Genomic DNA, 17,011 nt, shown 5'->3' on the forward strand with positions numbered 1-17,011 from the left:
CCGAAGTGTCCCCTGGGGGAGAAGGACCCTCCCGCACCCTTGACGGTCGCGTGTGACAGGTCGACAGAATCTGTTTGTTCGCGATCAGTTGTGAGTACTTCTGGGTCTTCATGAGGGAGAGCCGCCATGTCGGTCACGCGCAGATCGGTCCTGCTCGCCTCCGCGGCCACGCCCGCGGCCGGAGCGCTGCTCGGCGCCCCGGAGGCCTGGGCCGCCGGGGACGTACGTGGTGCGTCCGGCCGCCGGACCGTCGCATTGCGCGACGGCTGGCGCTTCGCGCTGGTCAATCCGGGCGGCATCACCGACCCGACCGGCGCCTACGCCGACGCCCACCTTCCCGGCTACGACGACTCCGGATGGCGCGAGACCGCCGTCCCGCACGACTGGAGCATCGAGCAAACCCCCACCACCGAACACGGCACCACCAGCGGCACCGGCTTCCTGCCCGGGGGCCTCGGCTGGTACCGCCTGGCCTTCACCCTGCCGCCCGCCCTCGCCGGCAAGCGCGTCTCGGTGGAGTTCGACGGCGTCTACATGGACTCCACGATCTACTGCAACGGCAAGGAGGCCGGCCGCCACCCCTACGGCTACACCGGCTTCGCCCTCGACCTCACCGACCTGGTGCACACCGACGGCACCACCGAGAACGTGATCGCCGTCCAGGTCCGGAACCGGCTCCCCAGCAGCCGCTGGTACTCCGGCAGCGGCATCTACCGTGAGGCACGGCTGGTGATCACCGAGCCGGTGCACGTGGCCCGCTGGGGCACCCGCGTCACCACGCCCGAGATCTCCGCCGAACGGGCCGTCGTGCGGGTCGCCACCTCCGTCGTCAACGCCTCGGGCGCGGCCGCGGACGTCGAGGTCGTCTCCCGGATCGTCGACCGCAAGGGCCGGACGGTCGCCCGTACCTCCTCCACCGCGGCCGTCACCGCCGAGCGGACCGGCGCCCAGGAACTCACCGTCCGGCGCCCCGAGTTGTGGGACTTCGAGACCCCGCACCGCTACACCCTGCACACCGAACTGCGCGTCGGCGGCCGGACCACCGACACCTACCGCACGGTCTTCGGCTTCCGCACCTTCCGCTTCGACCCGGACGAGGGCTTCTTCCTCAACGGCACCCACCACAAGATCAAGGGCGTCGACCTCCACCACGACCTGGGCGCACTCGGCGCCGCCGTCAGCATCGACGCCGTCCGCCGGCAGATGCAGATCATGCGGTCCATGGGCGTCAACGCCCTGCGCACCTCCCACAACCCGCCCGCGCCCGAGGTGATCCAGGTCTGCGAGGAGCTGGGCGTCGTCATGCTGGTGGAGGCGTTCGACTGCTGGCGCACCGGCAAGAACCGGTACGACTACGGCCGCTTCTTCGACGAGTGGTGCGAGAAGGACGCCGCCGAGATGGTGCTGGCGGCCCGCAACTCGCCGGCCGTACTGAGCTGGTCCATCGGCAACGAGGTCCCCGACTCCACCTCCACCGCGGGCCTCGCCATGGCCGACCGGATCATCGCGGCGATCAGGGCCGCCGACGACACCCGCCCGCTGGTCATCGGCTCCGACAAGTACCGCCGCCTGCCGGCCAAGGGCTCCGCGGCCGATCTCATGCTGGCCAAGCTGGACGGCCTCGGCCTCAACTACAACACCGCCAAGTCGGTGGACCAGCTGCACGCGGCCTACCCGCATCTGTTCCTCTTCGAGTCCGAGTCCTCCTCGGAGACCTCCACCCGGGGCGAGTACCAGGAGCCCGAACACCTCAACACCGGCGAGAACCACACCCCCGGAAGGCGCGGCACCTCCTCCTACGACAACAACCTCGCCTCCTGGACCATGAGCGGCGAGTACGGCCACAAGAAGGACCGGGACCGCAAGTGGTTCGCCGGGCAGTTCCTCTGGTCGGGCATCGACTACATCGGCGAACCCACGCCCTACGACGTCTTCCCGGTCAAGGCGTCCTTCTTCGGCGCGGTCGACACGGCGGGCTTCCCGAAGGACATGTACCACCTGTTCCGGAGCCAGTGGGTCAGCGAGCCGATGGTCCATCTGCTGCCGATGACCTGGAACCACGCCAAGGGCGACACGGTCGAGGTCTGGGCGTACGCGAACGTCGGCACCGTCGAGCTGTACCTCAACGGAAAGTCCCTGGGCGTACGGCGGTTCGACACCAAGAAGACCCTCGACGGCCGCGCCTACCTGGAGACCACCGAGGCGACCGGCGACGACAAGACCTTCACCGACGGCCCTTACCCCGGCAGCTACACCAGCCCGAACGGCAGCGCCGGCAAGCTCCACCTCACGTGGCGGGTGCCCTTCGCGCCGGGCGAGCTGAAGGCCGTCGCACGGCAGGGCGGCAAGGTGGTCGCCACCGACGTGCTGCGCACCGCCGGAGCCCCGCACGCGATACGCCTGAGCGCGGACCGCACGTCCCTCGCCGCGGACGGCCGTTCCCTGCTCTTCGTGACCGCCGAGGTCGTCGACCGGCGGGGTGTGGTGGTGCCCGACGCGGAACACCTGCTCTCCTTCGAGGTGGCGGGCGGCTCCCTCGCCGGGCTCGACAACGGCCGCCAGGAGAGCGCCGAGCGCTACCAGGCGAGTACCCGGACCGCCTTCCACGGCAAGGCCCTCGCCATCGTCAGGTCCGGCACGAAGGCCGGCACGGTGACAGTGACCGCCCGCGCCGAGGGGCTGCGCACCGGCAGGGCGACCGTACGCGCCACCCGGGCGGGGGACCGGGCCGAGACGGCACCGGCCGTGTTCGGGCCCGAGCACCCGGCTCCCGTCCGCCGCCCGCACGCGGACGCCAGCTACTCCGGCCGCCCGGACACCCTGCCGGCCGCCATGCTCGACGGAGACCCGGCCACCGGCTGGTCCAACGGGTTCTTCAAGCAGGCCACGCCCCTGCTCCCCGCCTTCGACGGGGCGCGGGCCGAGGACTGGGTCTCGGTCGACCACGGGCGCACCCGCGACTTCGACCGGGTGGACGTCTTCTTCACGGTGGACGCCGCGCACAGCCTGCCCGCGTCGATCGAGGTGGCGGTCTGGGACGGCCGCGTGTGGCAGGCCGCGCGGAACACCGAGATCGGCTGGGCCACCGCCTCCGACGCCCCCACCGCGATCACCTTCAAGCCCCTCCGCGGCTCCCGGATCCGGCTCACCCTGACGAGCCGCCACCCCGACGAGGCGCGCGGCGCGATACGCATCAGCCGGCTGGACACCCTCTAGACCACCCCGGTCCGGACGGGCGGTGAACAGCCAGTCCCGTCCGGACCGTTGACGGAGTGTCACCTCAGCCACAACGATGGCCTGCGTCCGCATCTGGGAGCGCTCCCACGCCGAGCGCCACCCGCACCTCCCGGAGGAGCCCAGACGTGAAACGACGCAGAACCGCACTGCTGTCCCTGACCGCCCTGCTGGCGACCGCCCTCACCGCGCTGCCCTCCGCGCCGGCCGGGGCCGAAGAGGTCGAGCAGGTCAGGAACGGCACCTTCGACACCACCACCGACCCCTGGTGGACGACCAGCAACGTCACCGCGGGCCTGTCCGGGGGCGGGCTCTGCGCCGACGTCCCCGGCGGCACCGCCAACCGCTGGGACGCCGCCGTCGGGCAGAACGACATCACCCTCGTGAAGGGGGAGTCGTACCGCTTCTCGTTCAGCGCGACCGGGACACCCGCCGGGCATGTGGTGCGGGCGATCGTGGGCCTGTCGGTGTCGCCGTACGACACCTACTACGAGGTGACACCGCAGCTCAGTGTCTCCGGCGACACCTATTCGTACACCTTCACCTCGCCCGTCGACACCGCTCAGGGACAGGTCGGCTTCCAGCTCGGCGGCAGCGCGGACGCCTGGCGCTTCTGCATGGACGACGTCTCGCTGCTGGGCGGGGTGGCGCCCGAACCGTACGAGCCCGACACCGGGCCCCGGGTCCGCGTGAACCAGGTCGGCTATCTGCCGGCCGGCCCGAAGAACGCCACCCTGGTCACCGACGCCACGGCCAGGCTGCCCTGGCAGCTCGAGAACTCCGCCGGAAGGGTGGTCGCCCGGGGGAAGACCCTGCCGCGCGGGGTCGACACCTCCTCCGGGCAGAACGTCCACTCGATCGACTTCGGCAGCTTCCGCACCAAGGGCGCGGGCTTCACACTCGTCGCCGACGGTGAGACCAGCCACCCCTTCGACATCGGAACGAGCGCCTACGAGCGGCTCCGGCTGGACTCGGCGAAGTACTACTACACGCAGCGCAGCGGCCTCGCCATACGCGACGACCTGCGGCCCGGCTACGGCCGCCCGGCCGGTCACGTGGGGGTGGCACCCAACAAGGGCGACACCTCGGTGCCCTGTCAGCCCGGCGTGTGCGACTACACCCTCGACGTCAGCGGCGGCTGGTACGACGCGGGCGACCACGGCAAGTACGTCGTCAACGGCGGCATCTCCGCCTGGGAGCTGCTGAGCACCTACGAACGCGCCCGGCACGCCCGCACCGGGCAGGCGGACAAGCTCGGGGACGGCACGCTCGCCGTCCCGGAGAGCGGCAACAAGGTCCCCGACATCCTCGACGAGGCCCGCTGGGAGCTGGAGTTCCTGCTGAGGATGCAGGTGCCCGACGGCAAGCCGCTCGCCGGCATGGCCCACCACAAGATGCACGACGAACAGTGGACCGGCCTCCCGCTGATGCCCCATGACGACCCGCAGAAGCGCGAACTGCACCCGCCGTCCACGGCCGCCACCCTCAACCTGGCCGCCACGGCCGCGCAGGCGGCCCGGCTGTACCGGCCCTACGACAAGACCTTCGCCGGCAAGGCCCTGGCCGCCGCCCGCAAGGCCTGGTCGGCGGCGCTCGCCCATCCCGACCGCCTCGCCTCCGAGAGCGACGGCATCGGCGGCGGTGCCTACGCCGACAGCGACGTCACCGACGACTTCTACTGGGCGGCGGCCGAGCTGTACCTGTCGACCGGGGAGAAGCGGTTCGAGGAGTACGTCCTGAAGTCCCCGGCCCACACGGCCGACCTCTTCAAGCCGATCGGATTCGACTGGGCCCGCACCGGCGCGGCCGGCCGGCTCGACCTCGCCACGGTGCCCAGCCGACTGCCCGGCCGGGACAAGGTGCGCAAGTCCGTGATCAAGGGCGCCGACCGCTACCTGGCCACCCTCAAGGCGCACCCCTACGGCATGCCGTACGCACCGGACGGCGACAAGTACGACTGGGGTTCCAGCCACCAGGTCCTCAACAACGCCGTCGTCCTGGCCACCGCGTACGACATCACCGGCGCCTCGAAGTACCGGGACGGCGCGCTGCAGAGCATGGACTACATCCTGGGCCGCAACGCGCTGAACATCTCCTACGTCACCGGCTACGGCGAGGTCAGCGCGCAGAACCAGCACAGCCGCTGGTACGCCCGCCAGCTCGACCCGAACCAGCCGGGCCCGCCGAAGGGCACCCTCGCGGGCGGGCCCAACTCGAGCATCCAGGACCCCTACGCACAGAGCAAACTCCAGGGCTGCGTCGGCCAGTTCTGCTACATCGACGACATCCAGTCCTGGTCGACGAACGAGCACACGATCAACTGGAACGCCGCCCTGGCCCGCATGGCCTCCTTCGTGGCGGACCAGGGGTAGGAGGGGGAGCGTGCCGCGTGCCGGGGGCGTCCGCCGACAGGACGCCCCCGGCACGCGCGCGTAGCCTGGTGTCATGCCAGCGGTGCGGGTCGACGGCATCGAGGTCGCGTACGACCGGGTGGGTCAGGGCCCGCCCCTCGTGCTCGCGCACGGCGCCACGACGGACGCCCGGCTGTTCCGTGGCCAGGCCGAGGACCTGGCCGGCGACTTCACCGTCGTCGCCTGGGACGAACCGGGCGCCGGCCGTTCCTCCGACGTACCGCTCTCCTTCACCCTGGCCGACTACGCCCGTTGTCTGGCGGCCGTCGTCGAGGACGTGGACCTCGGCCCGGCTCATGTCCTCGGCCTGTCCTGGGGCGGGACCGTCGTGCTGGAGCTCTACCGGCACCACGCCGAGCTCGTCCGGACGCTGCTCCTCGTCGACACCTACGCGGGCTGGAAGGGCTCGCTGCCCGCGGCGGACGTGCGGGCACGGGTCGAGGGTGCGGAACGGATGCTCGCGGTCCCGGCCGAGGTGTTCGCACCGACCATGCCGGGCCTCTTCGCCGGGCAGCCGTCCCCCGAAGCCGTACGCCTGCTGTCGGTGATGTCGGCCGACACCCGGGCCCGGAGCATGCGGACGGAGCTCACCGTCATGGCCGAGGCCGACCAGCGTGACCTGCTGCCGAAGATCGAGGTGCCGACGCTTCTGCTGTGGGGCGAGCTCGACGCGCGCTCACCCGTGGAGACCGTCGCCCGCCAGTTCCTCGAAGCGGTCCCGCGGGCCACCCTGGTCGTCCTCCCCGGCGTCGGGCATCTCAGCAACATCGAGGCGCCGGAGCCGTTCAACCGGACCGTCCGGGAGTTCTGCCGCGCTCACTCCTGACCCGGCCCGGCCCGGCCAGGGCCCGGCGCGGATCGTGCCCGACGGGTTCCCCGGGCCGCCCGTCGAACCAGTCGGCGATGCGCTCGCCGCGCCCGGCGCTCACGCCACCGCCCCGGGGAGGTGGGCGAGCTTGTCCGGATTGGCCACCACATAGATACCGCGCACCCGGTCGCCCTCCGGCGTGAGGTCCAGGACCAGGACGGCGAACGGCGCGTCGCCGTCGAGCAGCACCGCCGCGTCGTCCCCGTTCACGCGCCGGTACTGCCAGACGGGGTGGTCCGGGCCGCCCCGGCCGGCCGAGAGCAGACGGGCCACCTTGTCCCGGCCGTGCACCGGGCGCAGGCTCGCCCGCCGGCGCTTGCCGCCGGCGTCCGTCCACGCCGTGACGTCCGGCGCGAGGACCTCCATCAGCTCGGCGATGTCCCCGCCGAGCGCCGCGCGCACGAACCGCTCGGTCGCCTCCCGCCGCACCCTCGGATGCGCCTCGTACCGCGGCCGCCGCGCGTGCACGTGCTCCCGGGCCCGGTGCGCCAGCTGCCGGACGGCGGCGGGGGAGCGGTCGATGATCTCCGCGATCTCGGCATGCGGGTAGCCGAAGACCTCGCCCAGCACGAACACGGCCCGCTCCAGCGGTGTCAGGGACTCCAGGACCACCAGCATCGCCAGTGACACCGACTCCGAACGCAGGGCCGGGTCCTCGGCGGTTCCGGCGTCGTCGGCGACCAGGGGCTCGGGCAGCCACGGGCCGACGTACGTCTCCCGCCGGCGACTGACCACGGCACGGCGGCGCAGCGCGTGGTTGACGGCGACCCGGACGAGATAGGCACGCGGGTTGTCGACACCGTCCAGGGGAGCGCCGCCGCCGCGGGCCGTCCAGGAGAGCCATGTCTCCTGCAGGACGTCCTCGGTGTCGGCGACACTGCCGAGCATGTTGTAGACGACGCCGAACAGCAGCTCACGATGGTCGACGAACACCCCGGTCGCCGCGTCGAGCGAGGTGCCGGTGCCGGGTACGGAGCTCTCGGTCATGCGGGGGCCTCCTCTGGCGCGCTCACCACTGCGAGCCGGACAGGGCCCCGGAATGTGACATCACACGGCCCGATGTGACTCACATCTCAGGGGAACCGCCGTCTAGGTACCACGCGGCAACCAACCTGACCTGGGGGTATTTACGAGTCAGTACCCCAGCGGTACCGTGAAGGCATGCCAGCTCTCAACGTGGAGTTCAGCGACCGCGAACTTGAGGACCTCAGGCAGATCGCCAAGGAGCGCGGTACGTCCATGAAGGCGCTCGTGCGAGAGGCCGCCGCGGCCGACATAGCCCGCCACCGGGCCCTGCAGGAAGGCGCGGAAGCGTTCCGCCGGTTCTTCTCCACTCACGCCGACGAGTTCGCCGCCGCGTTCCCCGACGACGAACCGCCCGCCAAGGGCGAAGGGCGGGCCGCCTGACCCATGGCGCCCGTGATCCATATCGACGTGCCCTGGCTGCTTCAGCGCCACGAGGAGGTCCTGCCGGACCAGCCCACCGTCAACGACTTCTCCGCGCTGGTCGCCGCCGTCGCCCGGCACCGCGTGGACCCGCCCCGCCTCGGGGTGAACTCCGACCCCGCCTGGCGGGCCGCCGCGCTGCTGCACACCATCACCGTCCTGAGGCCGCTGCCCTCGGCCAACGCCCGCTTCGCCTGTGCGACCGCCGTGGCGTACATGTTCGTCAGCGGCGTCGGCATCGACCCGCCCTACGGCGCCCTCGTCGACCTCGCCCGCGACCTGCTGTCCGGCACCACCGACGTGTACGGCGCGGCGGACCGGCTGCGTTCCTGGCAGATCTGAGGAACGGACGCGGTGCCCGATTCACACGGGCCGCAGGGAAATGTCGAAAACGGGTGCGAGTCGCGTGCATCCGTTCGCCGTTTCTGACTTTCTGTCAATGGCGGGGATGTTGTCCGCGCGCCTTGTTGGCCGTGTGGGGGTTGTGGAAGAGTGAAACGCGCGTGCGGGGGGAATGGCCGGATGTCGCACGTGATTTGTGGACCGCGTCCGATTCGCCGTCGGTGAATTCGCACCTCCCGCGCCGCGCCAAAAGAGGTACGCACCAACCGGGCCTCCTTTTTCGGCGGCACGACCTCTGTGTGTCACATGCGTGGGAAGGAACCATCTCAGTGCCCACCCCCCACCCCCCTCGTCCTCCGTATCCCCCGCCCGGCGGGGATCCGGTGGAATCCGATGAATCACTCGCCGCTCCGTTGAGAGGCAGCCCGGAGGGCGAGGTCGCCGCCCATTCCGTCGCGCTGCTGATGGCGCGGCACTACCAGCCGGTGTACGACTACGCGGTCATCTGTCTCGCCTCGTCGGCGCAGGTCGCCGCGATGGTGACCGGAACCGCCTTCCACCGGACCCTCAACCGCCTCGCCTTCGGTGAGTCGGCCGTCGCGCTGCGCCCGGCCCTCCTGGTGACCGTGCGCGACACGATCCGCGAGTGGTCCGGCGACGATGGAATATCGGCCGTTCTGCCCGCGCTGCAGAAACCTGCCGGAGGGCGCGGGCTGCGCGCGGCGACGTCCATGACGCCCGAAAATCGCATCCTCGCGGAGCGGGCATTCCAGGCGCTTCCCGCCGCCTCCCGCTGTTTGCTGTGGCACGTCGAGGTCGAGGCAGATCCTTTAAGCGTCCCGGCCGGCCTGCTGGGCATGGACACCGACATCGCGTCGGCGGCCCTCGAACAGGCCCGGGACAAATTCCGCGAAGGCTGTGTACACGCCCATCGCGAACTCGCGCCCACCCAGGATTGCCGCTTCTACAACCGCCTCCTCGACGTCCCGATCCGCCGGGGCGGCGCACTCCTGCCCGATGTCCAGCAGCATCTGGACGAGTGCCGCTACTGCCGGAGCGCGGCGGAACAACTGAGCCATTTCGAGGGCCCGCTGGGGCCGTTGACCGCCGAGGCGGTACTCGGCTGGGGCGCCCGCCGCTACCTCGACTCACGCCCGGGACGCGCGTCGCACGGGAGCCGGGGCGCTCGCTCCGGCCGGCGCGGCGGCGGACGGCGGGGCGGCGGACGGCACGGTCTGCTGTCCCGGCTTCCCGTGCCCGCCCGCCGGGTACCGGAGGCGCTGCGCTCCTCCCGGGCACTGATCTCGGGCGTCGGCGCGGTCTCGGCCGGGGTGCTGGCGACGGTGCTCATCATCAGCGCGTCCTCCCACGACGGCGGGGAGGCCGACCCGGCCGGGTCCAACAGCGCGGCCGACGGCAAGGGCCCCACGTCGGCGACGCCGCCCGGCACCGCCGGGCTTCCCTCGGCACCGGGGGTGACGCGGCTGCGCAACGCCGGTGCCGACCTGTGCCTCGACATCCGGGACCTGCCGAAGGAGGGCTCGGGCGCGAAGCTGGCGGAGTGCACGGCGGTGTGGACCCAGCAGTGGACGTACGAGGACGACGGGCTGCTGCGCAGCGTCGCCGATCCCGGGCTGTGCCTGGACTCCCACAAGGACGCCGGTGTCGTCGTCCTCGGCACCTGCGCCGACGAGGATGCCGAGCGGGGCGACGACGTGCGCTACGACATCACCGTGCAGGGGGAGTTGCTGCCCCGCTGGGACGAGCGGCTCGCCCTCGCCCCGGCCGGCGACGACCCGGACGCCGACATCGTCGTCAAGGTACGCGACCGCTCCTCCGACGCGCAGCGCTGGCAACCGGAGCCCCTGCCGACGGCGGAGGGCTCCTTGTCGATCGAGGAGCAGCGCGACCCGGCCGCCCGCCAGGTGACACTCACCGACGGCCGGACCGCCTGACGACGGGCCCCGGGGCCCGCGGGCTGCGCGGCGAACGCGCGGCGCAGCCCACCCTCGTCAGGCCGGATCCTCGACGAGGTCGGCCGGACAGACCGTGCTCGGCGTCGAGTGCCCCGAGAGGGCGAGGGTGAGGTCGAGTTCGGCCAGCAGGCAGCGGATGACGTGCTCGACGCCCGACCGGCCGTCGAGGCCGAGGCCGTAGACGTACGGACGGCCGACGAGAACCGCGCGGGCGCCGAGGGCGAGAGCCTTGAAGATGTCGTCACCGGTGCGGACGCCGCTGTCGAACAGGACGGTGAGCCGGTCGCCGACCGCCTCCGCCACGCGGGGAAGGGCGTCGGCCGCCGCTACGGAGCCGGCCACCTGACGGCCGCCGTGGTTGGAGACGATCACGCCGTCCATGCCGGCGTCGGCGGCCAGTCGCGCGTCGTCCGGGTGCAGGACGCCCTTGAGGACGATCGGGCCGTCCCAGTTCTCCCGCAGGAACGCGAGGTCGGGCCAGCTCTTGGCCGGGTCGGAGAACATCCCGACGAAGTGCATCACGGCCGCGTTCGGATCCTCGTGCACCGGCTTGGCCAGACCCGCCTGGAAAGCCGGGTCCGAGAAGTAGTTGGCCGTACCGACCCCGTGCAGGAACGGCAGGTACGCCTGGTCGAGATCGCGAGGCCGCCACGACAGCAGCGGTGTGTCCAGGGTGACGACCAGCGCGGTGAACCCGGCCGCCTTCGCCCGGTCCAGGAAGCTGCGGGCCACCTCCGGGTCCTTCGGCCAGTACAGCTGGAACCAGCGCTCGGCGTCCCCCATGGCCTCGGCGACCTGCTCCATGGGCGTGCTGGACGCGGACGACAGGATGTACGGCACGCCCTGCGCGGCGGCGGCCCGGGCCGCGGCGGGCTCGGCGTCCGGGTGCATGATCGACAGCACGCCGACCGGCGCCAGTGCGAGGGGGGCGGGAAGGGACCGCCCCAGCACCTCGACCGACAGATCCCGCTCGTGCACGTCCCGCAGCATGCGCGGCACGATCCGGCGGCGCTTCAGGGCCGCCCGGTTGGCGCGGGCCGTACTGCCGTCGCCCGCGCTGCCCGCCACATAGCCGACCGGGCCGGGCCCGAGCCGCTGCTCGGTGAGTTCCTCCAGCCGGGTCAGATCGGTGGGCAGGCGCGGTACGGCGCCCGACATCCCGTTCAGATAGATCTCGTACTGGAAGTCCGCCCAGTGCTTGCCCACGTACGCCCGCCTCTCGTCTTCTCCTCGTCGAGACCGTGCCGTACGGCGACGATACCGAGCGGTATGCGCTCTGGTGGATCAAGGGCGGACCGCTGCCCCGTGCAGCACACGGGCCGGCGCGCTCGGTGGCGAGAACATCGAGCCCGTGCGTCGGCGGGAGGTATCCGACGGGTCACTCCTCGTCCGCGCCCGGTGCGGGGTCCGGCTCGGTGTCCGGGCCCTGGGACCTGACGCGTTGCACGTGTTCCAGCGAGTCGCGCAACTCGGCCAGCCAGTCGTCCGTATGACGCTGGACCAGGCGCACGCACCAGGCCAGCGCGTCGCTGCGGCTGCGGGCCACGCCGCCGGCGATCAGGGTGTCGAGGACCTGGCGCTCCGGCTGGCGCAGCCGCGTCATCACCGGCGCGGCCACGTGCGTGAAGAGTGTCCGCCGCTCGCCGCACTCCACGCCCCAGGACACCTTCCGGCGGAACCGGTGCTCGGCCTCGCGTGCCACGGCCATCCGGTCCTCGCGGGTGCGCTCCCGGAACTCCTGGGCCCGGCTCTCCAGGGCCGCCTCCCGCTCGGCGGCCGGGGCGTCCTCGGCCAGCCGTGGTGCGGGGATGCGGCCGATCACGGTGATCTCCTCGCGGTCGACCGTGATCTCGGTCAGTTCCTCGAAGAGGTCGTCTGGCAGGCGGCCTGCGAACCAGCCGCGAAGCTTCTCTCTCTGCTCTGTAGTAATCATGTAATGACGATTACTCGGCACTTCCATGAACACAAGAGGCCACGAAGTGGTCGGCTGAGAGCGGAATCGGAATGTTTCAGGCCTATTAACGAGCGCACGGAAATCAGCCATCTGGCCGCTTCGTACTCCCGGAGACCGTGCGGTTACGGGCTTCACCCGCGCCGATTCCGTAACTTCACGCCACTGATTCAATACGGAACGTTACTGAAACGCGTGGGGTCGATGTGTGTTTCCGCTGCGGACTCGGCAGACTCGCGCTCGCCGCTCCGGGCACCGACCGAGCACGGGCCGGCACACCCTGTAATCGATGCGGAAGGATGCACACAATGCGGAACACCGCGCGCTGGGCCATGACTCTCGGCATGACGGCCACAGCCGTCTGCGGACCCCTCTCCGGGGCCGCGCTCGCCACTCCGGGTCAGGCCCCCACCGCGCTCTACGCCCCGTCGGCCCTCGTCCTCACGGTGGGCCACGGTGAGAGCGCGATCGCAGCGACTCCGGAACGCGCGGTCACCCTGACCTGTGCCCCGACGCCCGCCGGCACGCACCCGGCGGCCGGGCCGGCCTGCGCGGAACTGCGTGGCGTCGGTGGCGACTTCGACGCCCTGACCGCGAGGGACGGCGTGATGTGCACCAAGCAGTACGACCCGGTGGTCGTCACCGTCGACGGCGTATGGCAGGGCAAGCGCGTCTCCTACGAGCGCACCTTCTCCAACGACTGCATGAAGAACGCCTACGGAACGGGCGTCTTCTCCTTCTGAGAGGGCTGAGCCCACAGACCGGGATCGCGCTGGATCCGTGAAGCGCAGCGGGCCGTGGCTGGGGAGCCGGGCCGTTGTCACGGAAAGCAGCGATCTCGTGCAAGGGGGCCGGCGGGCGGAGTGGGGCCGCCCGCCGGCCCCTGGGCTTCTCACGCCAGGGACATCACGCCCGGTCGCGGTGGCTCGTGTCGCACCACGGGTAACGGCGGCTGCGGCGGCAGGTGCACAGGGCCACGCGGAAGCGGTCGGAGGTGACGACGGAGCCGTCCTCCAGCTCCACCTCCACCGGCCCCTCCATCAGCAGCGGGCCCTTGCGCTGGACGGCGACGCGGCGAGGTGCGGCGGACCGCTCAGACGGGGAGTTCGGCACGGACGACCACCAGCTCTTCCTTGTCATCGGCGGCGGACAGCATCCCCCGCTCCCGCAGCCAGCGTTCCCGGCCGCGCAGCACCGGCCCGAGCGCGATCCGGCGCCGGCGGGTCACGGCGGCCTTCAGGCCGGCCGCGCGCAACTGCCCGACGGTCAGGTCCGGGCCGCTGAGCGCCGACTGCACGAGCAGCAGCACGCCGCCCGGCCGCAGCAGACCGGGCGCCTGCCGGCAGATCCGGTCGACGACCAGCCGTCCGTCGCCGCCCGCGTCCCAGGCCCGGGCCGCGCCCCGCGGCGGCCTGCGATGACCGTCCGGCGCCGGCACGTACGGCGGATTGGCCAGGACCAGATCGAACGTCTCCTCGCGCACCGGATCGAACAGGTTCCCGTGCAAGGTGCGGACCGGGAGTCCCGCCACACGGGCGTTCAGCCGCGCGGCCCACACAGCGCTCCAGGACACGTCCACTGCGGTCACGCGGCTGCCGCGGCGCGCGGCCTCCAGGGCCAGGGCGCCGCTGCCGGTGCCCACGTCGAGGACTTCCGCGTCCGGCGGCAGCGGCTCGTCGGCCAGGGCACCGGCCAGCAGCTCGGTGTCCTCCTGCGGGGCGTACACGCCCGGGGGTACCAGTGCAATCACGGACACCGGGTACCCGGGCAATCAGGAGATATGAGCTGCTTCTGGGGCAAGCGGTGTACGCAGCGACGAACGGGAGGCACGCCAATCGGCGAGCAGCCGAGTGCCGAAACGTTCCTCGACGAACTCGGTGGCGTCGATGCCGAAGGCGACGTCCGGGGCGAGATGCGGCTCGCGCTCCAGCAGCCCGCCGATGACATCGTGACGCACCACCTGCTCGTGGACCGCGTCGGCCTCGACGTGCTCGTCGTAGAAGTGTTCGGCCGCGGGCCCGGCTCCGGTGCGGCGCATCGCCTCGGCGAGCCGCCGCGACCCCGGTGACGAGGTGATCTCGACCGTCGCGAAGTGGCCGACCAGGGCGCCTCTGAGCGCCCGGTGCAGCCCGAAGAGGGACATCATGTTCACGGTGGCCAGTGCCTCGGCGGACGCCGCGTCGAGATGGCGGCCGTACGTGGTGTCCAGCCCCAGGTCCGTCATCAGGTCGGCGAACAGACGGGCGTGCACACGGTCGGCGCGGCCGCCGCCCCACTCGTCGAACTCGACCGCCGCCATCGCCGCCTTCGCCCGGCCCCACAGCCGCGGCAGCACCCAGGCGTGCGGGTCCGCCTCCTTGAGGTGGTACAGGGAGCGCTGGGCCGCGTACTCGCGCACCTGCCACAGTTCGCCCTCGTCACGCAGGAAGTGGGTGACGCCGGTGCCGTCGACGGGTTCGACCAGCAGGCCGGCCAGTGCCTCGTCCACGCTGTCGTGGACGTGCGCGTCGGTGCGCAGCGCGGACAGGAAGCGCTGCTCCACAGCGGCGCGGACGCGCAGCAGGTCGGGATCCCACTCGCGCTCCGGAGGGACCCCCGCGAAGCCGCGGTAGTGCAGCTCGTAGCACAGGTACAGGGCGAGCTGGAGGTCGTCGCCGTACACCTCGGCGCGGGCGACCTCCTCCAGGCCGGGCAGACGGCCCGCGCCCCGCAGATACGCGTCGACATCCCTGCTCAGCGGGCCGCGCGGGGCCGGCAGTCGTGGTCCTTCGTGCTCCATGAACGCCGGGTACCCGCCCGGCGACCGGGGTCACCCCTCGCGTGACACCCGCCCAGGAGGGTACTCCGGCGTGTCATGAAGGCACTCGTGGTCAACTGCACCCTCAAGAAGTCGCCCGAGACCTCGAACACCGAGGCGCTGGCGAACGTCGTCGTCGAGCAACTGCGCAAGGAGGGCGTGGAGGTCGACGTCGTACGGGCCGTCGATCTGGACATCGCCCCGGGAGTGACCAGCGAGCCGGTGTACGACGGCGACGCGTGGCCGGGGGTGCACGAACGGCTGCTGGAGTCGGAGATCCTGGTCATCGCCTCGCCGACCTGGCTGGGCGGGCCGTCCTCGGTTGCCCAGCGAGTGCTGGAGCGGATGGACGCGATGATGTCCGAGACGGACGACGAGGGCCGGCCCGTGGCCTACAACCGGGTGGCGGGGGCGGTCGTCACCGGCAACGAGGACGGGGCGCATCACGTGATCAACGAGATCACGGGGGGCCTGGAGGACATCGGCTACACGATCCCCGGCCAGGCGTGGACGTACTGGAACCAGGGGCCCGGCCCCGGGCCGAGCTTCCTCGACGCCGAGCGGGGCCACGACTGGTCGCGGTCGACCGGGCGGGCCATGGCGGCGAACCTGCTCGGTGTGGCGCGGGCCCTGGCGGCGCGGCCGCTCGGGCCGCCGCCCCAGTAGCCGTGGCCCGCCCCGTTCGCGTCAGTCCCCTTCGGACTCCTCCTGCGCCCGTGTGTTGGGCGTGATGGCCTCTCCCGCCTCGCCCTGGTGGCGGCGTTGGTCCGCGGAGTCCCGGGTGCGGTTCTCGGCGTCCTCGACCTCCCGCAGCACCTCCTCCAGAGCCGTCTCGGGCGGCTTGCCGTGCTGGTCCTCGCCTCGGTCGTGGTCCTTGTGCTGGGACACAGGGGTCTCCCTTCCTGTTCGGTACGTCTTCGGTACGGTCACGCCTGGCTGTGGACGGTTCAGCCGGAGGCCGTGGCGATGCGCAGCGGCATCGGGTCGGGAGGGGCGGCCTCCGCACTGCGCCGGGTGACCTCCGCCCACCAGGAGGGCCCGTCCTCGATGTGGCGCAGCAGCACCCCCTCGCGGATCGCCCAGGGGCAGACCGTGATGGCCTTGATGCCGGTCAGCTTCAGCGCGGTGTGCCCGACCACCGCCCCCGCCAGGCTCTGCGCGGCGCGCGGCGCGGAGATGCCGGGCAGATGCGCGCGTTCGGCGGCGGGCAGCGCGGCCAGCTGTGTGATCGCCGCCCGCAGTTCGGAGCGGTGCATCTGACGGTCCACGAACGGGCCGTGGCGGCCGGGCGCCGCGCCGCATAGCCGCCCCAGCTGCTGGAAGGTGCGGGAGGTGGCGACCGCGGTGCGCGGGCCCTCCCAGCGGATCCGTGCCGCGACGTCCCGCAGCTGGTGGCGGACCTTGCGGCGCAGGGCCCGCACCCGCTCCGGCGACGGCGGGTCCTCGTCCGAGAAGAACTCGTGCGTCAGCCGCCGCGCGCCCAGCGGCAAGGACGCCACGAAGTCGGGCAACCGGCCGCGCCCGAAAGCGACTTCGAAGGTACCGCCGCCGATGTCGAGCAGAGCGAGCGGCCCCGACCGCCACCCCATCCAGCGCCGGGCCCCGAGGAACGTCAGCTCGGCCTCGACCTCGCCCGGCAGGGTGCACAGGTCGACGCCCGTACGGGCGCGGACCGTGCGCAGCACCTCGTGCCGGTTCGGCGCGTTGCGCACCACGGCGGTCGCGAACGCCAGCGGGCCCGCGGCACCCCACCGGGTGGCGGTCCTGCTCGCCTCGGCCACCGCGTCGACGAGTTGTTCCACGGCCCGCTCCGGCACGGGTCCCCCCGGTGTGACCTGCTCGGACAGCCGGAGTCGCCACTTGGCGGTGTGCACGGGCAGAGGCACCCCGTCCGCCGCGTCAGCGACCACCAGTCTGACCGCGTTCGATCCCACATCCACCACACTGATTCGCATGGGCGGTGGGTACCCGTTTACGGCTCCGGTC

At 72.0% G+C, this 17,011-nt stretch carries 16 protein-coding genes; 8 read left to right on the forward strand and 8 right to left on the reverse strand.

Features of this window, described 5'->3' with window-relative positions; all coding sequences use genetic code 11:
- Window positions 1–126 precede the first annotated feature (126 nt).
- The 3 genes from ACFY9S_RS28955 to ACFY9S_RS28965 all read left to right on the forward strand — a co-directional run bounded on the left by ACFY9S_RS28955 (window position 127) and on the right by ACFY9S_RS28965 (window position 6,471).
- Window positions 127–3,216 (forward strand): glycoside hydrolase family 2 TIM barrel-domain containing protein, encoded by a 3,090-nt coding sequence (locus ACFY9S_RS28955; protein ID WP_391133770.1) that lies wholly within the window; start codon window positions 127–129, stop codon window positions 3,214–3,216.
- A 146-nt stretch (window positions 3,217–3,362) separates the two neighbouring features.
- Window positions 3,363–5,606: a glycoside hydrolase family 9 protein gene (locus ACFY9S_RS28960; RefSeq protein WP_391133773.1), complete on the forward strand. Its 2,244-nt coding sequence runs from the start codon at window positions 3,363–3,365 to the stop codon at window positions 5,604–5,606.
- Between the two features lie 73 nt (window positions 5,607–5,679).
- Window positions 5,680–6,471 carry an alpha/beta fold hydrolase gene (locus ACFY9S_RS28965; protein ID WP_391133776.1) on the forward strand — a complete coding sequence of 264 codons (792 nt, stop codon included), beginning with the start codon at window positions 5,680–5,682 and terminating at the stop codon, window positions 6,469–6,471.
- A gap of 99 nt (window positions 6,472–6,570) precedes the next feature.
- Here the strand turns inward: ACFY9S_RS28965 and ACFY9S_RS28970 are convergent, their stop codons facing one another.
- Window positions 6,571–7,500, reverse strand: coding sequence for a sigma-70 family RNA polymerase sigma factor (locus ACFY9S_RS28970; RefSeq protein ID WP_391133779.1), 930 nt, complete (start codon window positions 7,498–7,500; stop codon window positions 6,571–6,573).
- Between the two features lie 174 nt (window positions 7,501–7,674).
- Between ACFY9S_RS28970 and ACFY9S_RS28975 the strand changes: the two genes are divergently transcribed.
- From ACFY9S_RS28975 to ACFY9S_RS28985, 3 genes are all read left to right on the forward strand, one after another.
- Complete coding sequence (locus ACFY9S_RS28975; RefSeq protein WP_062930854.1) at window positions 7,675–7,920, forward strand: hypothetical protein; 246 nt, start codon at window positions 7,675–7,677, stop codon at window positions 7,918–7,920.
- Window positions 7,921–7,923: 3 nt separating this feature from the next.
- Entirely contained in the window at window positions 7,924–8,301 is a 378-nt protein-coding gene (locus ACFY9S_RS28980) for a hypothetical protein (RefSeq protein WP_031110699.1), read from the forward strand.
- A 329-nt stretch (window positions 8,302–8,630) separates the two neighbouring features.
- On the forward strand, window positions 8,631–10,256 hold the full coding sequence (locus ACFY9S_RS28985; RefSeq protein ID WP_391133783.1) for a ricin-type beta-trefoil lectin domain protein: 1,626 nt from the start codon (window positions 8,631–8,633) through the stop codon (window positions 10,254–10,256).
- A gap of 57 nt (window positions 10,257–10,313) precedes the next feature.
- Here ACFY9S_RS28985 and ACFY9S_RS28990 read toward each other — a convergent pair whose 3' ends face one another.
- Together ACFY9S_RS28990 and ACFY9S_RS28995 are read right to left on the reverse strand one after the other, a co-directional pair.
- Window positions 10,314–11,483 (reverse strand): alpha-hydroxy-acid oxidizing protein, encoded by a 1,170-nt coding sequence (locus ACFY9S_RS28990; protein ID WP_391133786.1) that lies wholly within the window; start codon window positions 11,481–11,483, stop codon window positions 10,314–10,316.
- Between the two features lie 172 nt (window positions 11,484–11,655).
- Entirely contained in the window at window positions 11,656–12,210 is a 555-nt protein-coding gene (locus tag ACFY9S_RS28995) for a hypothetical protein (RefSeq protein WP_391133789.1), read from the reverse strand.
- A 326-nt stretch (window positions 12,211–12,536) separates the two neighbouring features.
- On the opposite strand from ACFY9S_RS28995, the gene ACFY9S_RS29000 reads away from it, so the two are divergent.
- Window positions 12,537–12,971, forward strand: coding sequence for a protease inhibitor (locus ACFY9S_RS29000; RefSeq protein ID WP_391133792.1), 435 nt, complete (start codon window positions 12,537–12,539; stop codon window positions 12,969–12,971).
- Between the two features lie 163 nt (window positions 12,972–13,134).
- On the opposite strand, the gene ACFY9S_RS29005 is transcribed toward ACFY9S_RS29000, so the two are convergent.
- From ACFY9S_RS29005 to ACFY9S_RS29015, 3 genes are read right to left on the reverse strand one after another with little or no spacing between them, the layout of a single operon-like run.
- Window positions 13,135–13,341, reverse strand: a complete 207-nt coding sequence (locus ACFY9S_RS29005) for a CDGSH iron-sulfur domain-containing protein (RefSeq protein WP_102909786.1) — start codon at window positions 13,339–13,341, stop codon at window positions 13,135–13,137.
- Window positions 13,322–13,978, reverse strand: a complete 657-nt coding sequence (locus tag ACFY9S_RS29010) for a HemK2/MTQ2 family protein methyltransferase (RefSeq protein WP_391133795.1) — start codon at window positions 13,976–13,978, stop codon at window positions 13,322–13,324. Before ACFY9S_RS29010 ends, ACFY9S_RS29005 begins: the two co-directional genes overlap by 20 nt.
- A 21-nt stretch (window positions 13,979–13,999) precedes the next feature.
- Window positions 14,000–15,007, reverse strand: a complete 1,008-nt coding sequence (locus ACFY9S_RS29015) for an iron-containing redox enzyme family protein (protein WP_391133798.1) — start codon at window positions 15,005–15,007, stop codon at window positions 14,000–14,002.
- A gap of 75 nt (window positions 15,008–15,082) precedes the next feature.
- Between ACFY9S_RS29015 and ACFY9S_RS29020 the strand changes: the two genes are divergently transcribed.
- The gene (locus ACFY9S_RS29020; protein ID WP_391133801.1) at window positions 15,083–15,691 is read left to right on the forward strand and encodes an NAD(P)H-dependent oxidoreductase; all 609 of its coding nucleotides are present in this window, start codon (window positions 15,083–15,085) and stop codon (window positions 15,689–15,691) included.
- A gap of 21 nt (window positions 15,692–15,712) precedes the next feature.
- Here ACFY9S_RS29020 and ACFY9S_RS29025 read toward each other — a convergent pair whose 3' ends face one another.
- On the reverse strand, window positions 15,713–15,913 hold the full coding sequence (locus tag ACFY9S_RS29025) for a hypothetical protein (RefSeq protein ID WP_391133804.1): 201 nt from the start codon (window positions 15,911–15,913) through the stop codon (window positions 15,713–15,715).
- 59 nt (window positions 15,914–15,972) lie between these two features.
- Window positions 15,973–16,980, reverse strand: a complete 1,008-nt coding sequence (locus tag ACFY9S_RS29030) for a hypothetical protein (RefSeq protein WP_102909791.1) — start codon at window positions 16,978–16,980, stop codon at window positions 15,973–15,975.
- Between the last annotated feature and the right edge of the window lie 31 nt (window positions 16,981–17,011).

The organism is Streptomyces sp. NPDC012474 (assembly GCF_042955185.1).
Taxonomy (GTDB): domain Bacteria; phylum Actinomycetota; class Actinomycetes; order Streptomycetales; family Streptomycetaceae; genus Streptomyces; species Streptomyces cahuitamycinicus.

Excerpts from the sequence above, each read along its gene's own strand:
- ACFY9S_RS28955 (WP_391133770.1), top strand. The coding sequence starts at position 127 with ATGTCGGTCACGCGCAGATCGGTCCTGCTCGCCTCCGCGGCCACGCCC.
- ACFY9S_RS28965 (WP_391133776.1), top strand. The coding sequence starts at position 5,680 with ATGCCAGCGGTGCGGGTCGACGGCATCGAGGTCGCGTACGACCGGGTG.
- ACFY9S_RS28970 (WP_391133779.1), bottom strand. The coding sequence starts at position 7,500 with ATGACCGAGAGCTCCGTACCCGGCACCGGCACCTCGCTCGACGCGGCG.
- ACFY9S_RS28975 (WP_062930854.1), top strand. The coding sequence starts at position 7,675 with ATGCCAGCTCTCAACGTGGAGTTCAGCGACCGCGAACTTGAGGACCTC.
- ACFY9S_RS28980 (WP_031110699.1), top strand. The coding sequence starts at position 7,924 with ATGGCGCCCGTGATCCATATCGACGTGCCCTGGCTGCTTCAGCGCCAC.
- ACFY9S_RS28995 (WP_391133789.1), bottom strand. The coding sequence starts at position 12,210 with ATGATTACTACAGAGCAGAGAGAGAAGCTTCGCGGCTGGTTCGCAGGC.
- ACFY9S_RS29000 (WP_391133792.1), top strand. The coding sequence starts at position 12,537 with ATGCGGAACACCGCGCGCTGGGCCATGACTCTCGGCATGACGGCCACA.
- ACFY9S_RS29015 (WP_391133798.1), bottom strand. The coding sequence starts at position 15,007 with ATGGAGCACGAAGGACCACGACTGCCGGCCCCGCGCGGCCCGCTGAGC.
- ACFY9S_RS29020 (WP_391133801.1), top strand. The coding sequence starts at position 15,083 with ATGAAGGCACTCGTGGTCAACTGCACCCTCAAGAAGTCGCCCGAGACC.
- ACFY9S_RS29030 (WP_102909791.1), bottom strand. The coding sequence starts at position 16,980 with ATGCGAATCAGTGTGGTGGATGTGGGATCGAACGCGGTCAGACTGGTG.